General features: G+C 70.3%; 19 protein-coding genes. 4 read left to right on the top strand and 15 right to left on the bottom strand.

The genetic code is table 11. The annotated features are described in order from the left end of the window. Positions 1–87: 87 nt before the first annotated feature. The 6 genes from JIN95_RS11385 to JIN95_RS11410 form a co-directional block, all read right to left on the bottom strand. Positions 88–399, bottom strand: a complete 312-nt coding sequence (locus JIN95_RS11385) for a CGCGG family rSAM-modified RiPP protein (protein ID WP_095636059.1) — start codon at positions 397–399, stop codon at positions 88–90. Beyond that, positions 396–1,130 (bottom strand): helix-turn-helix domain-containing protein, encoded by a 735-nt coding sequence (locus JIN95_RS11390; protein WP_321169262.1) that lies wholly within the window; start codon positions 1,128–1,130, stop codon positions 396–398. The genes JIN95_RS11385 and JIN95_RS11390 overlap by 4 nt, the downstream gene beginning before the upstream one ends. 137 nt (positions 1,131–1,267) lie before the next feature. After that, a complete protein-coding gene (locus JIN95_RS11395) occupies positions 1,268–1,798 on the bottom strand; it encodes a halocyanin domain-containing protein (protein ID WP_200531521.1) in 531 nt (176 codons plus the stop codon). A 156-nt stretch (positions 1,799–1,954) separates the two neighbouring features. Further along, positions 1,955–2,176: a DUF2249 domain-containing protein gene (locus tag JIN95_RS11400; RefSeq protein ID WP_200531522.1), complete on the bottom strand. Its 222-nt coding sequence runs from the start codon at positions 2,174–2,176 to the stop codon at positions 1,955–1,957. A 98-nt stretch (positions 2,177–2,274) separates the two neighbouring features. Beyond that, the gene (locus JIN95_RS11405; RefSeq protein WP_200531523.1) at positions 2,275–2,814 is read right to left on the bottom strand and encodes a hypothetical protein; all 540 of its coding nucleotides are present in this window, start codon (positions 2,812–2,814) and stop codon (positions 2,275–2,277) included. Further along, positions 2,811–3,122 (bottom strand): DUF2249 domain-containing protein, encoded by a 312-nt coding sequence (locus JIN95_RS11410; protein ID WP_200531524.1) that lies wholly within the window; start codon positions 3,120–3,122, stop codon positions 2,811–2,813. The genes JIN95_RS11405 and JIN95_RS11410 overlap by 4 nt, the downstream gene beginning before the upstream one ends. Positions 3,123–3,266: 144 nt before the next feature. Between JIN95_RS11410 and JIN95_RS11415 the strand changes: the two genes are divergently transcribed. Further along, a complete protein-coding gene (locus JIN95_RS11415; RefSeq protein WP_200531525.1) occupies positions 3,267–4,658 on the top strand; it encodes a hypothetical protein in 1,392 nt (463 codons plus the stop codon). Between the two features lie 101 nt (positions 4,659–4,759). Continuing rightward, positions 4,760–5,134: a DUF952 domain-containing protein gene (locus JIN95_RS11420; protein WP_200531526.1), complete on the top strand. Its 375-nt coding sequence runs from the start codon at positions 4,760–4,762 to the stop codon at positions 5,132–5,134. Between the two features lie 346 nt (positions 5,135–5,480). Here JIN95_RS11420 and JIN95_RS11425 read toward each other — a convergent pair whose 3' ends face one another. The 7 genes from JIN95_RS11425 to JIN95_RS11455 form a co-directional block, all read right to left on the bottom strand. Next, positions 5,481–6,491, bottom strand: coding sequence for an ABC transporter permease (locus JIN95_RS11425; RefSeq protein ID WP_200531527.1), 1,011 nt, complete (start codon positions 6,489–6,491; stop codon positions 5,481–5,483). Next, positions 6,484–7,221 carry an ABC transporter ATP-binding protein gene (locus JIN95_RS11430; RefSeq protein WP_200531528.1) on the bottom strand — a complete coding sequence of 246 codons (738 nt, stop codon included), beginning with the start codon at positions 7,219–7,221 and terminating at the stop codon, positions 6,484–6,486. The genes JIN95_RS11425 and JIN95_RS11430 overlap by 8 nt, the downstream gene beginning before the upstream one ends. Before the next feature lie 2 nt (positions 7,222–7,223). After that, complete coding sequence (nosD, locus tag JIN95_RS11435) at positions 7,224–8,714, bottom strand: nitrous oxide reductase family maturation protein NosD (protein WP_200531529.1); 1,491 nt, start codon at positions 8,712–8,714, stop codon at positions 7,224–7,226. After that, the gene (locus JIN95_RS11440; RefSeq protein ID WP_200531530.1) at positions 8,714–9,493 is read right to left on the bottom strand and encodes a hypothetical protein; all 780 of its coding nucleotides are present in this window, start codon (positions 9,491–9,493) and stop codon (positions 8,714–8,716) included. The genes nosD and JIN95_RS11440 overlap by 1 nt, the downstream gene beginning before the upstream one ends. Before the next feature lie 44 nt (positions 9,494–9,537). Then, on the bottom strand, positions 9,538–11,628 hold the full coding sequence (gene nosZ, locus JIN95_RS11445; RefSeq protein WP_200531531.1) for a TAT-dependent nitrous-oxide reductase: 2,091 nt from the start codon (positions 11,626–11,628) through the stop codon (positions 9,538–9,540). Further along, a complete protein-coding gene (locus tag JIN95_RS11450) occupies positions 11,625–12,002 on the bottom strand; it encodes a BlaI/MecI/CopY family transcriptional regulator (protein ID WP_095636046.1) in 378 nt (125 codons plus the stop codon). The genes nosZ and JIN95_RS11450 overlap by 4 nt, the downstream gene beginning before the upstream one ends. 90 nt (positions 12,003–12,092) lie before the next feature. Then, complete coding sequence (locus JIN95_RS11455; protein ID WP_095636045.1) at positions 12,093–12,911, bottom strand: helix-turn-helix domain-containing protein; 819 nt, start codon at positions 12,909–12,911, stop codon at positions 12,093–12,095. A gap of 151 nt (positions 12,912–13,062) precedes the next feature. On the opposite strand from JIN95_RS11455, the gene JIN95_RS11460 reads away from it, so the two are divergent. Then, positions 13,063–13,860, top strand: coding sequence for an aldo/keto reductase (locus JIN95_RS11460; protein ID WP_200531532.1), 798 nt, complete (start codon positions 13,063–13,065; stop codon positions 13,858–13,860). A 15-nt stretch (positions 13,861–13,875) separates the two neighbouring features. On the opposite strand, the gene JIN95_RS11465 is transcribed toward JIN95_RS11460, so the two are convergent. Together JIN95_RS11465 and JIN95_RS16490 are read right to left on the bottom strand one after the other, a co-directional pair. Then, on the bottom strand, positions 13,876–14,895 hold the full coding sequence (locus JIN95_RS11465) for an aminoglycoside phosphotransferase family protein (RefSeq protein ID WP_200531533.1): 1,020 nt from the start codon (positions 14,893–14,895) through the stop codon (positions 13,876–13,878). 115 nt (positions 14,896–15,010) lie between these two features. Beyond that, positions 15,011–15,370, bottom strand: a complete 360-nt coding sequence (locus tag JIN95_RS16490) for a hypothetical protein (RefSeq protein WP_321169263.1) — start codon at positions 15,368–15,370, stop codon at positions 15,011–15,013. A gap of 366 nt (positions 15,371–15,736) precedes the next feature. Between JIN95_RS16490 and JIN95_RS11470 the strand changes: the two genes are divergently transcribed. Further along, complete coding sequence (locus tag JIN95_RS11470) at positions 15,737–17,146, top strand: hypothetical protein (RefSeq protein ID WP_321169264.1); 1,410 nt, start codon at positions 15,737–15,739, stop codon at positions 17,144–17,146. Positions 17,147–17,151: the final 5 nt, after the last annotated feature.

Below are 17,151 nucleotides of genomic sequence, written 5' to 3' on the forward strand. Positions count from 1 at the left end.
CGTGGCGGCGAGCGGCGGCGGTCCCGAGGCGTCTCTCCGCGGCGGTCCGTCAGGCGGCGGGCCGTGAGTCGGTCCGTCGGCCGCGAGTCAGGCCACCTGTACGCGCGTGACGTGGCCGCCGCAGCCGCACTGCTCGACGTACTCGGGCTCGAATCCGTACTCCCGTTCGATCGCCTCGTAGAGGAACTCCTCCGGGTGCCCCAAGTCGCCGTGCGTGACGAGGTTGACGTGGTTGCCCGCCGTCGTGTGGTCGACGGCGACCAGCGCGTCGCGGACCGCCAGCTCGGCGTCGTCCGCGTACTTCGGCTTCTCGAGGTTCGCCGACCAGGAGTTGTCGTGGACCTCGTCGGTGATCGGTTCGGCGGTCTCGTCGTGGTCGTGGTGGTCTGTTTCGCTCATGAGTGGTACGTCGGACGGCTCGGAGCCGGTTCCGTGTCGGCCTCGGCGTCGGTCCCGCCGTCGGTGTTCGGGTCGGATTCCGCGTCTGCGTCGGCCTCGGCGTCGGCGCCTTCGTCGGCCGCGCCGGCCGCGTCCGCGTCGTCGCCGAGCGGTCGGGTCGGGAGGTCGTCGACGAACTCCCGCACCACGGTCCGCTCGACCCGCTGGAGCGTCTCGCTGCACGTCGACTTCGCGATTCCGACGTGGTCGGCGACCTCGGTCAGCGTGGACTGGCGCGGCACGTCGTAGTACCCCAGCTCCACGGCCGCGAGCAGGAGCTCCTGCTGGCGGTCCGTCAGCAGCCGGACCGGGTCGACGCGCTGGCGGACGCGCTCGACCTCGTACTCCAGTCCCATCTCGTCGAACCGCTTGCCGAGCGCCGCGACGCGCTCGTGTTCGCCCGTGACCTCGACCTCGGCCACCCCGTTCTCGATGTCGAGCGGCATCTCGATCGGGAGCCCCGAGCGCTTCGCGGCGACCAGAAGTAGCGGCGCGGTCGTCTCGATCCGGACGGTCGCGACCCCGTCGCCCCGCGCCATCACCGACACCTTCGAGAGCACGTCGTGGTCGCGCATCGCCGCGAGCACGTCGTCGACGTCGCGGGCCGTCAGTCTGATGAGCGCGAAGCCGGCGCTATCGTCCGGCACCGCGGTGAGTACGCGGAACCCGGCGTCCGGGAAATCGCGCGACACGTCGGCTATCCACGGTCCGTCGGGCAGGTCGACAAGCAAGCGTGCCTGTGGCATGGGTGATCAGTGGGTGGGGTCGAGGGTCGTCGGCGGCGTTCGGTCAGTCGGATTCGATCCGATCGGCGCTGCTGTGCGAGGCGTTACTCCACGTAGACGGCGCCCTTCATGCCGACCGCTTCGTGGGGCGTGCAGACGTAGGTGTACGTGCCGGCCTCCTCGAAGGTGTGCTCGAAGGTGTGGCCCTCCTCGCCGACGGTATCGCTCTCGAACGCGCCGTCGGAGGCCGCGACGTTGTGGTCGCCGCCCTGGCCGGTCCACTCCCAGACGACGGTCGTGCCGGACGAGATCGCCACCGCGGCCGGCCCGAAGGTGAGCCCGTCGTTGGCGCCGACCTCGACGGTCACCTCGTCCGCGTCCCGCATGTCGACGGTGCCGTCGTAGTTGCTCACGTCGTCGAGGAACCCGTCGTAGTTCGGCTCCTCGGAGAGGGTCTCGCCGCCGCTGCCGCCGTCCGAACCGTCAGAGTCCGAACCGTCGGAACCGTCCGATCCGTCGGAGCCGTCGCCACCGTCGCCGCCGCTTCCGCCGCCACAGCCGGCCAGCGCGACCGTGGCGCCGACCGCAGCAGTCGTCTGAACGAACGTACGCCGGTCGAGTGTGCGTCGGGTCATTGCAGTTCGACGTAGGAGTGTAGGGGGAATACATTCGGCGAGGATTCCCGGATCGTAGGGGAACCGGCCGAACTGTTCGGCCCGGAGTATAAAAGGGGACGGCGCGCGGTCACATCGACCGGCTCCGAGCCGGCGGTCGCTCGCGTTTCCTCGTCGCTACTCCCGTTCGATCGTGACGCGCCACTCGTCGTCGTCGACCCGCTCGGTCTCGTGGTCGAACCCGCGGTCGGCCAGCACGTCGTAGAGGGGCTCCGGCTCGAAGCTGTTGACGAGGAGTAGGGTCTCGTTCGGACCGAGGTCGTCGAGCGCGTCGCTGATGACCGGGAACGGCGGGTCGTCTCGGTCGCGCACGTCGAGGACGGTTTCTGTCTCCGTCATCGGCCGACCGTACGATCGGACCGCGCATGGTCGTTAGCGGGAACATGTTCGCCCGGGTGGGCGGGAACTCGGCTAGAGCGACGCGGACGGCGGGCGCGTCAGAAGGGCGGTGACGAACCGGAGCCCGAGCCGCCGCGCTCGGTGAGTTTGGGGCCGACCGACGACGCCGGGTTCGGGTCGAGTTCGCCGGACTCCAGCTTCGCGAGCCGCTCGTTGACGTCGTCGCTCCCGTCGAGCGTGGCGTCGACGCGGACGCGGACCAGGTCGTACCTGTGGGTGTCGACCGCGTCGAGCGCGCGGAACGCCCCGACCGCGAGCGGCTCGGCCTGCGGGCAGAAGGCGGTCGTCGGCGTGAACTCGGCCCGGAGCGTCGTCGGATCGTCGGCCTCCTCGGCGTACCGGAAGCCGGCGTCGGTGTGCCGGGGGTCCCGGTTGAGCCGGGCGAGGTTGTAGCCGAACGTGGCGTCGTACACCCCGTACTCCTCGAAGGCGTCCGCGACCGCCCGGTGGAGCGCGACGTGCTCGCGCCCGGCGAGCACGTCGTGGTCCGCGAGGAAGGCGCCCGGCTCCGGGACGTGCTCGGGGACGAATGCGTCGGCGGGATCGTACTGGGGCTCGGAGCCGCCGAGGAAGCTCATCGGTCGCCCCCCTCGGTCCCTCCCGTGCCGCCGACCCCGTCCCCCTCTCCCGCCCAGATCGCCGTGACGACCGCGTCGTCGGCCTTGACGGTCTCGTGGGCGTAGCCGCGGTCGTCGAGCTTGGGATAGAGGAACTGCGGCGCGCGGTCGTTGCGCTGGACGAGGACGGTCTCGTCCGGGAGGTCGGCAAGCAGCTCGAGCGTCCGCCGGAGCGGCTCCGGCGGCCCGAGCTCCCGGACGTCGAGCGTCTCGACGGGTCGGTCGGCGGGCGCGTCGGTCCGTTCGAGCGCGGTCGTTTTCAGTTCCATACGTACCGATCGGGCCCTCACTCCCGCGTAGTTTGTTCCGAACGTGTTCGGGGGTAGTGGTCGTCCGTCGTCCCCGACGGGGAACAACAATCCCCGAACACGTTCGGACACAACCACAGGGCCGAGCGGGACGTACCCGCTCACATGCGAGGCGTTCCCGGCGACCTCACGACCTCGACGCGCCCGCCGACCACGATCCCGCTTCGCCACTTCCTCGTCGCGCTGGCGTTCCTCGTCGCGGGCGGAGGGCTCGCGCTGCTCCGCGCCGCGGGGCTGGCGGGAACGGCCCCCGGCCTCGACGGGATCGCTGTCGCGCACCTGCTGCTCGTCGGCTGGGTGTGTCTCACGATCCTCGGCGCGATGACGCAGTTCGTCCCGGTCTGGTCGGGCGTCGAGATCCACTCCGAGCGGCTGGCGACGCTCCAGCTCGTCGCCGTCGCGGTCGGGGTGACCGGGCTCGCCGCCGGGCTCTGGCTCGGGCGGCCGGCGGACGCCGCCCTCATGGCGGGCGTCATGGTCCTCGGGATCGGCGCGTTCGCGTACAACATCTCCCGAACCTTGTGGCGCGCGCGTCCGTTCGACACCACCGAGGCGCACTTCGCGCTGGCGGTCGGCTTCTTCGCGCTCGCCGCCGTCCTCGGCGGGACCCTCGCCGCGGACTACCGGTGGGGCGTGCTCGCCGGGTCCGGGCTCTCGCGGCCCGCGGTCGTCGACGCCCACGTCACGCTGGCGGTCCTCGGCGCCGTGGTGACGACCGTGATCGGCGCCCTCTACCAGCTCGGGCCCATGTTCACGCAGACGGACGAGCTCGCGGTCGAGACGCGCGCGACGCGGGTCGAGACCGCGGCGTACCCGGTCGGCGTCCTCGCGCTCGCGGCCGGCCGGCTGGTCGAGGCCTCGCCCGTCGCCGCGGTCGGCGGCGTCCTCGTCACCGGCGGCGCGGCGGTCGCGGGCGCGATTCTCCTCCGCCGGGTCCGTGACGCGACCGGGGCGGCCACCCCGATGCTCTCGCGGTACGCGGTCGTCGCCGTCGCGGCCCTCGCGTGGAGCGCGACCGCGCTCGCGTCATGGATCCGGGCCCCTCTCGGCCCGGACGTTCGGTTCGGCCACCCCGCGGTCGGCCCCGTCCTGCTCGGCGCGCTGATCGGCTTCGTCGTGGTCGGGAGCCTCTACCACGTCGTCCCCTTCATCGTCTGGCTCGACCGGTACGCCGACCGGGTCGGACTGGAGCGCGTGCCCGCGATCGACGACCTCTACGACGCCCGGGTCGCGACGGTCGACCTCGCCGCGACCCTCGGGGGGACCGTTCTGGTGCTCGCCGCCGCGGTCTCACCCGCGGTCGCGTCGCTCGGGGCGGACTGGTCAGTCGCCGCCGGTACCGGGGGGCTCGTCCACACGGTCGGCGGCGCGCTCGTCGTCGTCGGCGCGCTGCTGTTCGCCGGCAACATGGTCGGGACCGTGATCCGGCACGGTGGGGTCCAGCTGGTCCGTGGGGCGGTGAGAGCGTCGGAGGCATCGGACACGCCGGAGCGGTGAGAGCGATCGGGAGCACGAGTGGTCGAGCGATTTTCAAGAGAGGCAGTGTTCGAATCGATTGACTCCGCCATATTCTTCACCAGCCTACAATGGGTCTCTGTATGACCTACATCGTTCATGTCCTCTCACGAGCGGACTGGGATACGTTCCAAGATCAAGAGGAATACCACCCTCGATCACTCGATGAACAGGGATTCGTTCATTGCTCGAAGATCGGCCAGATTGGTCTAGTTGCCGACTACAATCACGCTGACGACGACGAATTGATGCTCGTTCTGCTGGATGAATCTCACCTCGATGCACCGGTACGATACGAAACGGACGGCGAAGACGGGAAAAGCGCGTTCCCGCACGTCTACGGACCCCTGACGTTGGATGCAGTTATCGAAATATTCCCGTTTGAACAGGATGAAACTGGCTTTCGACTTCCGGAAGATCTACTGAAAAACAGATTCACCACCTCGGATTCGGAATGAACAATCCACGTTTGTCGAATACGCACGTTTCACCGAACGGTCGTTTCAGTTGGTAATATGTCTGATAATCTCGTCTCAACGAATCTGGTATACATTATAAATGCGATCCGAAAGGGTTCGTTTACTATAGAAACGAACTCGCACAGTCAGAGGAACGCTCGACGACGATATCTTCCGGTCTGTCGTCCAAGATGGCCGAGCTCCGTCATCGAGTGATTGGATCTCTCCGCCCAATTTTAAGTGACCACGGCCGACAGCGGCACCGAAATCACGGATATCCGACCACTCATCAAAACGTCTACCCGGGACGCAGCGGACTACCGACCTCTCCGACGACGGACCGCTTTTAAACCCGCTTCGCGCGCATCGCGACGGCCGCGACGGCGACGCCGAGCGCGACCCAGCCGAGCAGGGCGCCGACCAGCACGCCGACCGAGAGCCCGCCGTCGAGCGCGGCCGCGATCCCGGCGCCGCCGGCCTCGGTCGGCGCGAGCGCGAGCAGCCGGTAGGTCGAGACCGGATTGGCCGCGACCGCGGCGGCGACGAACCCGCCCGCGCCGTCGAGCGCGGCGAGCACGCCCATCGCGAGCAGGTCGTGGACCAAGGCGACCCACGCCCACACGAGGAGCGCGCCCGCGAGCGCCATCGTCGACGTGGGCGCGACCGCGGAGATCGCCACCCCGATCCCGAGCAGCGCGACGGCGAGGGCGAGGGTCGCGAACAGGAACCACGCGAACGTCGGCCAGCCGGCGAGCCCGAACTCGCGGAGCAGCAGCAGGCCGGGGACGCCGAAGCCGAGCACGACCGCGGCGCCGAGGACGGCCGCGCGGCCGACGTACACCCCGATCGCGGTCTCGGCGCGCGAGACGGGGAGCGTCAGCACGACCCCGAGGCGTCCCCGCTCGGCCGCCCCGACGACCGCGCCGTGGCCGAACGCCAGCGCGGCCAGCGGGACGAGGAACGTCGCCAGCTCGACGTAGCTCGCGACCACCGGCTCGTAGCCGGTCGGCGCGACCCCGGAGCCGCTGAACGTCGCCAGCAGGAGCCCGAACGCCGCGAAGACGACGGTCAGGCCGACCGTCCACCCGCGCCGGGTCGTGAGTCGGGTCTCGCGCCGCGCGATCCGCGCGACGATCCCGGGCCGCGGGAGCGCGATCGAGACCGCGTCGGCGTCGGTCGCGTGGGCGGTCTCGTCGGCGTCTGAAGTGACCTCGGCGGAGGCTCCCGTCTCGCTCGTCCCGCTCGCTCCGGACGCCGCGGCCGCCCCGTCGAGGGCGACTCCGCCGTCCGGGGCCGGCTCGGTCGGGTCGGGCGCCTCGCCCGCACGGTCGGCCGGATCGGTTCCGCCGTCAGGCATCGCGACCACCTCCGGTGAGCGAGACGAACGCGCCTTCGAGCCCGTCCTCGTGCTCTCCGCCCAGCTCGTCGGGCGTCCCCTCGGCGACCAAGCGGCCGTCGTCGAGGACGCCGACGCGGTCGCAGACGCGCTCGGCCTCCCGGAGCGCGTGGGTCGCCATCAGGATCGTCACGCCGGTCTCCTCGCGGACACGGGTGAGCACGTCCCGGAGCGCGGCGACCCCGTTGGGGTCGAGCCCGGCGGTCGGCTCGTCGAGCAGGAGCACGGACGGGTTCGCGAGCAGCGCGGCCGCGAGCCCCAGCCGGCGCCGCATCCCCTTCGAGTAGCCGTCGATGGGGCGGTCGATCGCGTCCGCGAGCCCGACCGTCGCCGCGGCGCCCGCGATCCGCTCGGCGGCGGCCTCGGAGTCCGCACCGATCCCCCGGACGTCGGCGTGGAACCGCAGCGTCTCGCGGCCCGTCTCGCCCGGGGGGAAGCCGGGGTCCTCGGGGAGGACACCGATCGCCTCGCGGATGCGCCACCCCAACTCTCCCACGTCGCGGTCGCCGACCCTGATCTCTCCCTCGTCGGGGCGGTCGTGGCCCGCGATCAGTCCGAACAGGGTGGACTTGCCGGCGCCGTTGGTTCCCACGAGGCCGTACGCGTCGCCGGACTCGACCGTGAGGTCGACCCCGTCGAGCGCCGCCACGTCGCCGTACCGTCTGTGAACGTCGGTGATGTCGATGCGCATGGTTACTGGTGGTGCTCGTCTCCGGGCTCGTCGTCGTACTCGGCCGCCGTGTCGACGGCCGCCGCGTACGGGCGATACGGCTCGACGTCGTGGGCGGGGCTCGCGAGCGGGCGGTGGTCGATGATCCCGGCGCTCTCGACCGCCGGGAACCGGCTCTCGACCAGTCGGATCGCGTCGAACGCCGGGCTGTCGGCGAACACGGCCGCGGCCGGGTGCTCCTGGACCAGCCGCTCGGCCGCGCCGGCCGGGCGGTGTCGCGCGTCGCTCACCCCATCGCCGTCGGTGTCGGCGACGCGGGCGTCCGACCAGTAGTTCCCGCGGTCGGTGCCGTTCCACGCCACCAGCTCGCGGGTCGTCGTCAACACCTGCTCGTCGTTGTTCACGAACCCGTTGCCGGCGACCGCGGTCCCCTCGGTGCCCGCGGAGTGGTGGACCCCCACGCCGTTCGCGTACAGGAGGTTCCCGCGCACCTCGTTGTCCTGCGCGTTGTACAGGTAGACGCCGTTGTCGTTGGCGACGAGGTCGTTGCCGCGGACCACGGTGTGATCGATCTCCTTGAGCAGGATCCCGTGCCCGCTCTCGCCCCGGTTCGCGACCGCGGTGTTGTTGACCAGCTCGATCGACTCGCTGACCATCAGCGCGTACCCCACGTCGTTCTCGAAGGCGACGTTGTCGGCGAGGCGGTTGTCGTCGGAGTACATGTAGTGGACCCCGTACCGCAGGTCCCACATCGTGTTCCCCGTCGCCTCGACGTTCGAGGCCCACGAGTAGTAGATCCCGTCGCGCACGTCGGTGATCTCGGTGTCGCGGACCTCGGTGCCGGTCGTCTCCCAAAGGTTGATCCCGTTGCCGCGGTTCGCGAACCGCGGGGCCTTCGTCCCCTCGATCCGCGAGTCCGCGATCGTCACCCGATCGGCGCCGTTGACCCAGACGCCGAACGCGGCGTCGGTGAGGTACAGCTCCGAGAGGGTCGTCCCCGAGGCGTTCTCCGTGAGGTACACCGCGGAGTCGCGCGATTCGAGGTTCTCGCCGGTGTCGTCGATCCAGACGCCCTCGACCGTCGCGTTCGGCGCGCGCACGTCGATCACCGTGCCCGCTCCGCCCCCGTCGATCAGGGCGCCGTGGGTCGACGCGGCGCGGATCGTCACCCCCGGCTCGTCGACGACGACCTCCCGATCGGCCTCGAAGACGCCCGACAGTTCGACCGCGTCGCCCGGCCCCGCCGCGTCGACGGCGGCGGACAGGTCGTCGTAGGTCCCGATCTCGCTCCCGTCGCGCAGGACCCTCGCCGTCCCCGACTCGGTCGGTCGGTCCGGGTCGTACGTCGGCGGGTCGACGACCGGCTCGCCGTCGGTCCCGACGTCGTCGCCCCCGGCGCCCCCCGCGCCGGCCGCCGCGACGACGCCGCCGAGGACGACCGCGAGCACGACGGCGGCGGCCAGGAAGGCCGCGCGCGCCGAGACGAGCCCCTCGACCGACGGGAGCCGGGACATCAGTGCACCCCCGCGTCGGATCCGTCGCCGGTCCGGGTCTCGACCGCCTCCTCGACGGTCGGCCCGATCTCCTCGGCGTCCCCGTCGCCGTCCTCATCCCGGCTCCCCGAGAGCCGGTCGCGGACCGCGCCGGCGGCCTCGCCGATCGTCACTCGGGAGTCGCGGAGCAGGAACGCGACGACCAGCAGCAGGAAGCCGGCCCCGGCGAGGTAGCCGCCGGGACCGAACCACGCCACCCCGCTGATGTTGGCGATCTCGTAGCCGCCTAAAAGCGGCGGGGTGAACTCCTCGACGCCGACGACCGGCGCGTCCTCGCCGAGCGCGTGGCCCGCCTGGTACAGCCGGTACTGGACGATCGCGAAGGTCCCCACGAACGCCACGGTCGCCCCGATCAGCTGGCCGAGCAGGCCCAGCCGGAGCTTCCGGTCGGTCGGCGCGAGCGCGACGAACACGCCCGCGGCGGCCACCGCGAGGAAGACGACCGGCCCGAGGATCCACTCCGGCGCGGCGATCGCGTCCGGGTGGACCGCGTAGTTCGGGTCGACGAACACCGGGTCCGGGTAGTAGAACCCGACGTAGTGGTTCAGCGCCTGCACCTCGGCGTAGTCGCCGCCGAGCCGCGGGTACGCGTACAGCTCGACGAGCAGCCCGTCGGGGTACTGGGGCGCTTCGAACGCGATCTTCCAGACGGGCACCAGCAGGGCGACGACGAAGGTCGCCGCCGCCGTTACCGGGAGCGCTCGTCTGAGCTCCGTCAGTCGGTCGAGTGAGGCGGTCATGGCGTGTGGGGTGGGGGTGGAATGGGGGTGAGGCGGTTCGCGCTCTATTCGTCCGGCTCGACGAGGATCCGCGAGCGCATCTCCAGGTGGAGCGCGCTACAGAAGTACGCGCAGTACGCCCAGAACACGCCGGGCTCGTCCGCGGTGAACGTCACCTCCCGGGTGTCCTGCGGCGCCAGCGCGAGGTTGATGTCGTACTCCGGGATCGCGATCGAGTGGATCACGTCGCTCGTGGTCTCGACGTTGGAGATCCGGAGCGTCACCTCGTCGCCCTCCTGCAGCGTCACCTCGGGGAAGGAGAACTCGTTGCGACGCGCCCACATCTCGATCTCGACGGTGCTGTCGTCGATCCGCTCGAAGGACTCCTCGCCCTCGGCGACGTAGTCGATCTCGTAGTCGTCGGTGTCCCACGTCTTCGCCGGGTCGATCTTGTCTTTGTGGACCACGCTGGCGTCGTGCGGCTCGGGGTACGACGGCTTGTCCTTGATCAGCTCTAACCCGGCGTCGTCGTCGCCGATGTGGAACAGCTGATCGTTCTCCGGGTGGATCGGGCCGACCGGGAGGAACCGGTCCTTCGAGAGCTTGTTCAGCGAGATCAGGTAGTCGCCCTGCGGCGACGCCGTGTACGACTCCGCGGCGATGAGGTGGCCGGGGTTGTAGTGCACGTCGTGGCGGTCGACGACCGGCTCCTCGGAGCCGGCCTCGGCCTCGACGGCGGCCTCGTAGTCCCACTTGACGACCTCGCTGTCGATGAACGTCGTCGTGTACGCGTGGCCCCGCCCGTCATAGGCGGTGTGGAGCGGCCCCATCCCGATCCGGGGCTGCCCGACGATCGCCTCCTGCGGATCGTCGACCTCGGCGATCGCCTCGATGTCGATCACCGTACAGCTCGGGTCGAGCTTCCCGGAGGCGATCGCGTAGTTCCCGTCGGGCGTCACGCTGACCCCGTGCGGGCTCTTCGGCGTCGCCACGTACCGGACGATCGGGCGGTCGCCCTCGTTCAGCGAGCTGTCCATCCTCCCGTCGACGACGGGCACGCCGCTGATCTCCTCGTACTCGCCGTTCTCGACGGCGTCCCAGATGGCGGGGATGTCGAACGCCTTCACGTAGTCGCGGTCCGCCTGCGTCATCTCCGACTCCGTGACGCCCTCCTCGCTGTTGTAGCCGGTCGCGAAGAACCAGCGGCCCTCCTTGCCGCCGTCCCCGTTGTCCATGTTGCCGTCGACCTCGACCTGCCACTCGATGTCCATCGTCTCGGGGTCGATGGCGGTGAGGACGGAGCCGTACTCGTCGGGGTCGTCGACGTCGCGGCCGTCGTTCGGCATCGGCACGCGGAACTCGCCGACGCCGAAGACGAGCTGGGTGTCCGGCAGCTGCATACACGCGCCGTGGACGCCCTGACAGTTCGGGACGTTCGTGATCGCGTCCGTCTCGAAGTACTCTAAGTCGACGCGGGCCATCCGCCCGTTCGCCTTGTCGTTGACGAACAGCCAGCGCCCGTCGTAGTCGTTGTCTGTCTGGGAGACGCGCGGGTGGTGGGTGTCGCCCCACACGTGGCCGTCGCCCTCCTCCTCGAGCATCTGGCTCGTCTTCGCGTCGTGGCCGTAGCCGCGCGCGCTCTCTGCCTGGAAGACGGGGATCCGCATCAGCTCCCGCATCGACGGGATCCCGACGACGCGGATCTCGCCGGTGTGGCCGCCGGAGAGGAACCCGTAGTACTCGTCGTGCTCACCGGGCGCGACCTTGTGTTCGCCGCTGGCGACCGCGCTGCCGGAGTCGTCGCCCTCCTCGTCGGCGAGGATGCTCGTACAGCCGGCGAGGCCGCTCATGGCGCCGACGGCGGCGCCGGCCTTCATGAAGTCGCGCCGCCCGAGCTCCAAGCGCGGGAGGTCGAGGGTCGGTCGCTTCGCCGCGGTCGCGTCGGTTCCCTCCGCGGTCGAGGCGATGTCGCGCTCGTGGTCGGTCAGCAGGTGTTCGATCGTCCGCCCGTCGACGATCTCCGGCTCGTCGTCGGCGGGACCCGCGTCGTCCGCGGGCGTCCCCGTCCCGTCGTCCGGGGTCGCGTCCGCCGACCGCTCGTCGTGTTCGTCCGTCCGTGTCGACCGCTCGTCGCTCGCGTTCGGATCTGTAGTCATTGTTGAGTGGTGGCGTCGGCCTCGTCGCCGTCGCGTTCCGTTCGGACCGTTCGAGCGAGCCGCTCGACCGCCGGCTCGCCGAGCACCGTCCGGAGTTCCTCGGCGAACTCCGGGATCAGCCGCTCGCGGGCGGCCTCGACGTCGAACCGGTAGCGGTGCCGCGTTCCGCCGCGGTACCGTTCCGACTCGCGCTCGACGAACCCCTTCTCGACGAGCCGGTCGACGGTCCGCTTGACCGTCGTGTACGCGACGTCGTCGTCGCCCCGGCTAGCGACCGCGTCGAGCAGGTCGCGCGCCGTGAGGGGGTCGTCCGCGCGCCGCAGGACGGCGAGGAGCTCGCGTTCCCGCGGTCCGAGCTGTGTCCACTGGGTCATGGGTTCCGGAGCCGAACCGATGGGTTCGACCCCGCTACTGATCACTACGGTCGAACTCCCCGGATAGCTGGCGGCGAACTGTTCGGGGGTTTAAGTACCGTCCCCGAACGCCTGCGAGAAGAGCGTGTCAGTCACGGCCCGGAGGTGCTCCGAGACCGTGGACTTCGCGAGGTCGAGGTCCGCGGCGATCTCCGCGGCGGAGGCGCCGTCGCCGTCGAAGTATCCCTTCTCGGCCGCGACCGCGGCGACCTCTGCCTGTCGGTCCGTCACGCCCGCGAGGTCGACCGGGACCACGTCGCGGCGGGAGTCGTCCGCCGCGCTCCGGTTCCCCCGGTCGACGCACAGCCGGCGGAGCTCCACGCCGAGCCCGGCGGCCTCGCACTCGTCGACGATCGCCTGCAGCTCCTCGTGGCCGGTCAGCACGAACGAGACGAGCAGCTCCCCGTCCGCCATCTCGGTCCGGCGCGGCGACACCGGGAAGTTCGCGAACGCCGACGGGAGCCCGCCGCACGAGCAGCCCTCGCAGGGGACTCCGTCGGCGGGGGGAGGCGAAGCCGACTCGGGCGTCGCCGACGCGGACGGCTCCGCGGCCGGGGTCGGCGACGGACCGGCGGGGGCCCCCGCGTCCGCGTCGGTACCCACCTCGGCCTCCGGGGCGTCCATCGCGACGCCGCCGTCGGTGGCTGGGCGCTCGCAGGCGATCTCGTAGCGGCCGTGCGCCTCGCCGGCGAACTCGACGAGGTCGAGGCCGCTCGGCGGGTCCTCGGGCGGGTCGGGCGCGACGAACTCGACGCGGGCGTCGTCGGCGTCGACGCGGAACTCCTCGACCGGCGTGTCCGAGGAGAGCGCGGCCACGGGACAGCCCTCACAGGCGGAGACGGCGAGCTCGACGTGGATCCCGTTGGTCATGGCTGCACGTAGGGACGCAACGGGCCATATAACGGCGAGGGGTTTCCAGCGCGGTGAAAACGCTTCCCGGAGGCCGACACCGATTCCGGCGGTCCGCGCGAGCCGTTCCGGTGGGCACGCTCTTTTGTCGTCCGGGCCGGAACCGGGAGCCATGCCGCCGCTCGAACTCCCGCTCGGCCTCGGCACGTCCGGGCTCGACGACCCCGCGGAGTGTCGCGACACGGTGACCGCCGCCCTCGAAGCGGGGTACCGCCACGTCGACACCGCGCAGATGTACGACAACGAGACCGCCGTCGGCGAGGGGATCGCCGCGGCCGCCGTCGACCGCGACGAGGTGACCGTGGCCACGAAGGTCCACCCCGACAACCTCGCGCCCGAGGACGTCCGCGAGACGGCCCGCGAGAGCCTCGACCGGCTGGGGCTCGACCGCGTCGACCTGCTGTACGTCCACTGGCCGACGAGGGCGTACGACCCGGCGACGACGCTCCCGGCGTTCGACGCGCTCAGGGAGGCCGGGGTCACCGACCACGTCGGCGTCTCGAACTTCACGCCGGAGCTGGTGCGCGAGGCCGACCGGATCCTCGACGCGCCGATCGCCGCCCACCAGGTCGAGTGCCACCCGCGGTTCCGGCAGCCGGCGCTCCGCGAGCTCGCGGCCGAGCTCGACCACCGGCTCGTCGGCTACTCCCCGCTGGCCCGCGGCGACCTGTTCGGCGACGACGAACTCACTGCGATCGCCGACCGCCACGGCCTCTCGCCGGCGGTCCTCGCGCTCGGGTGGGCGCTCGCTCGCGACGTGACGCCGATCCCGAAGGCGACCGGCGACCACGTGACCGAGAACCTGCGCGCGGTCGACGCCGAGGTTCCCGACGCCGCCCTCGACGCGGTCGACGCGCTGGAGCCCGGCGAGCGCCGGATCGACCCGGACGACGCGGCGTGGAACCGGTGACCGACGTGTCGCCGATCAGACCGCGTCCAGCCGGGCTCGAAGTTCGGCGTCGGCCCGATCGACGAGCGACTCCAGCGGCTCGTCGAGGTACGTCGTCCACTGGTCGATAAAGCCCGAGCGCCCCAGCATCCGGACGACCTCGTACACCGGACGCCGCTCCGCGAACCCCGGCGGAAGCCCGCCGGCGCGGTCGCGGTACCCCCGATAGAGGGCGTCCGCGTACCGCTCCGGCCCCCTGCTGTCGAACCCGTTTAACAGCTGGTCCTCCGCGCGGACCAGATCGCGGGCGGGGTCGCCGACGTGCGCGAGCTCCCAGTCGATCGGGACGACCCCGTCTGGGCCGGCGTCGTCGCCGCGGCCGTGGGAGCCCCCCGCCTCGCCCTCGTCGGCCACGAACAGGTTCGGCTTGGCCACGTCCCCGTGAAGCAGCGCGGCTGGGGCGCCCTCCAGCCGGTCGCGGTTCGCCTCGACGCAGTCGAACGCGGCGTCGTAGTGGTCAGCCAGCCGCTCCGAGGTGCCGATCTCGCGGGTGCGCTCGATCGTCGCGCGGAGCACGTCCGGCCACGGGGCCGGGTCGAGGGCGAGAGACGGCGCGCCGTCCTCGCCCACGCGCCCCCCGACGATCTCCGCGTGGCGGTCGAAGCGCTCCGCGTGGAGGGCCGCGAGCGTCGCGCCGACGCGTCGGAGCAGCGCCTCGCGCCGTTCATCCCCCGCGTCCTCCCAGACGCCGAGCAGCTCGCGGCCTGGCACGGGCGCGGTGACGAGGTACGGCACCGACGCGTCCGGGTCGCCGGCGAGCACCGCCGGCCCCGCGACCGACCGCTCCGCGCCGAGGTACCGGAGCACGGCCAGCTCGCGGGCGATCCGGCTCCCGTCGCCGTCGGCGGCGACCTTACAGAACGCGCGCCCCCCGTCGGCGAAGGCGACGCCGACCGTCTCGTTGGCGCCGTTCCACGAGGGGCCGACCCCGAACGTCCGGTCGACGGAGCGGTCCGGAAACGCCTCGCCGAGAGCGGTTTCGACCCGCTGATCCATGTCCGCGTGTCACGTGTGTCGCATGTTAAAGTTGCTGTCACGCTTGTTAACACGAGGCGGTGAAATCCGGTCGTACGGCGGCAGAATCGGCGAATCTCGGGAATGACCGACAACCTCATAACTGTTGTCGGATTATCAGAAGGCCGTGACTGACGACGCGATCGACGGCCGAATCGGGTTCGAGACGGACGGGCGGACGCTGCGTATTCGCGACGCCTTGGAGGGCGAGGAGTTTCCGCTCCGTTTCGACCGGGAGCCGGAGCCGCGGCCGGCGCTGCCGGAGCTGTTTCACGTCCCCGTCGATCGCGCGGTTAGCTTCGAGGCCGGAGGAATGTCCATTCTGGAACAGAACACAGTGACCGTTCGGGATGCTGAGGGTGAGTTCTTCGCCCAGCTCGACGATTCGATAGAGTTCCACCGGGAAACGTACTACTTCGACGTTAACGGACCGGTGAAGGTCGTCGTGCGGATACAAGACGCGGCGATCTCCGCGACGGGAATAACCGAGTCGGAGTTCGGCGAGCTGACCTTCGATCGCCCGACCACCGTCACGGTCGGTGCGCGATCGCTGCACACTCGCCCGGAGGCGACGATCACGGTCCCCGACGATCCGGCCGCGCTCGCCGAGGCGGTGTCGGTGTTCGGCTCCTCGATCAAGGAGTTCACCCCCGAGCGCTCGTGGCCGACGCTCCGCGGGTATCCGCCCCGGATCCGGCTCGGAGAAGAACTCGACATTCCGAGCCCGCTCGTCGGTCCTGACACCGGCATTGAGGTAGTCGTGCGCCCCACGTACGCCGACGTGTACCGGCTCTCTACGCTCGCGTACTACCTCGGCGCAGAGGTGGTCGTCGGCGACTCGCCGGCGATCCGACTCGACACCGGCTACGTCGAGTCGCTTCCGAGTGAGGGCGTCGCGCTCGAAGAGCGCGTCGAGGAACTACTCCGGACGTGGTTCTTCCTCGACACGCTGGCGCGGACGGACGGGTACGTCAAGTCCGACCGATACGAGTACGAACTGGTGGGGGCGAAGCTCCCGTTTTACCCGCCGAACCTGGCCGACAGGTCGATGAGCGAGCGGTTGATGGAGTACCTCGAAGTCGATCCTGAGACCGTCGCTCCGTACGCGCCCGCGTGGCCGACCGAGGCGGTGCTCCAACCGGTTCGCGAGGCCGCGGATCTCCTCCCGCATCTCGCGCACGTGCTCGCTCCGGTTCGTATCCGGGGATCGGGCGATCCGATAGTGGACGCACCCGTCGCGCTCGGTACGTCACCGTGGATCAGCCGGAACGACGATGGCTCGACCTCCGAGGCAGTTCCCTCACCGGACGAGGTTCCGTCTCCGGCCGGAACGGCGGTGCTGGTCCCTGACGGCTACGAGAACCGACTCACGAGAACGACGACGGCCCGTGGTGAAATCCGCGTCATCGCCGTAACCGGTTCCGCGGAGCGTTCAGAGAGTCTGCGCCGTGCGCTCTCCGATCCGGCGGTCCCGGACAAAATCGGCTCGTGGGAGCTGATAGCCAACCCCGACGCGAATACCCTTCTGGCAAACCTCACCGATCCGGAGGTCGACATCGCGTACTGCGGCCTGCCGGTCGAAGACGGTCGGATCGTCGCTGCGGACGGAACGGTCTCGCTCGACGGGCTCGGTGGAGCACCAGCGCTCGTCGTCTTCGAGGGAGTCGAGGATCAGGAATTCGGAATCTCCGTCGTCGAGAACGGGGGACTGTCGTCAGTTCTCACCGAGACGCCGCTCGATCCGGAGCTATTTCGATCGCTAATCGGGCTGTTGTCGTCCGGTGTCTCGATAGGTCCGAGCGTCGCCTTGTCGGGTGTTAGTGCCGCGACTCAAACGCGGATGGTGGGCGATCCGGGCATCGAGATAGCCTCGCATAGTCATCCTGCGATGCCGGTGTATCGAACGTGGTCGCGATCGGCCAACCGACACAATATCACATACGGATCTGTTCTCTCGCTATCGGGACGGATCGGGGGCGAACTAAAGCAGTTGTTTGACGAGTTTCAGTCAAAGGAGGAACTATCCGGAACACTGCATACGGGAGAGGCAGTCCTCGACTCTTCGTCCCTTCTCGAACTGCTCAATCAGGGCGACTCGATCGTCCAGCTCAACGGCCGCCTCCTGTTACCGGAGGACGTCGATAGCGAGGCCGACATCGAACGGATGGCTCGCGAATACCTCTCCCGAGACGACAGGTCGATCGATACCGTCGAGAAGCATCGGTTCGAGTAGCACGG

The organism is Halorubrum sp. LN27 (assembly GCF_016635065.1).
Taxonomy (GTDB): Archaea; Halobacteriota; Halobacteria; order Halobacteriales; family Haloferacaceae; genus Halorubrum; species Halorubrum salipaludis.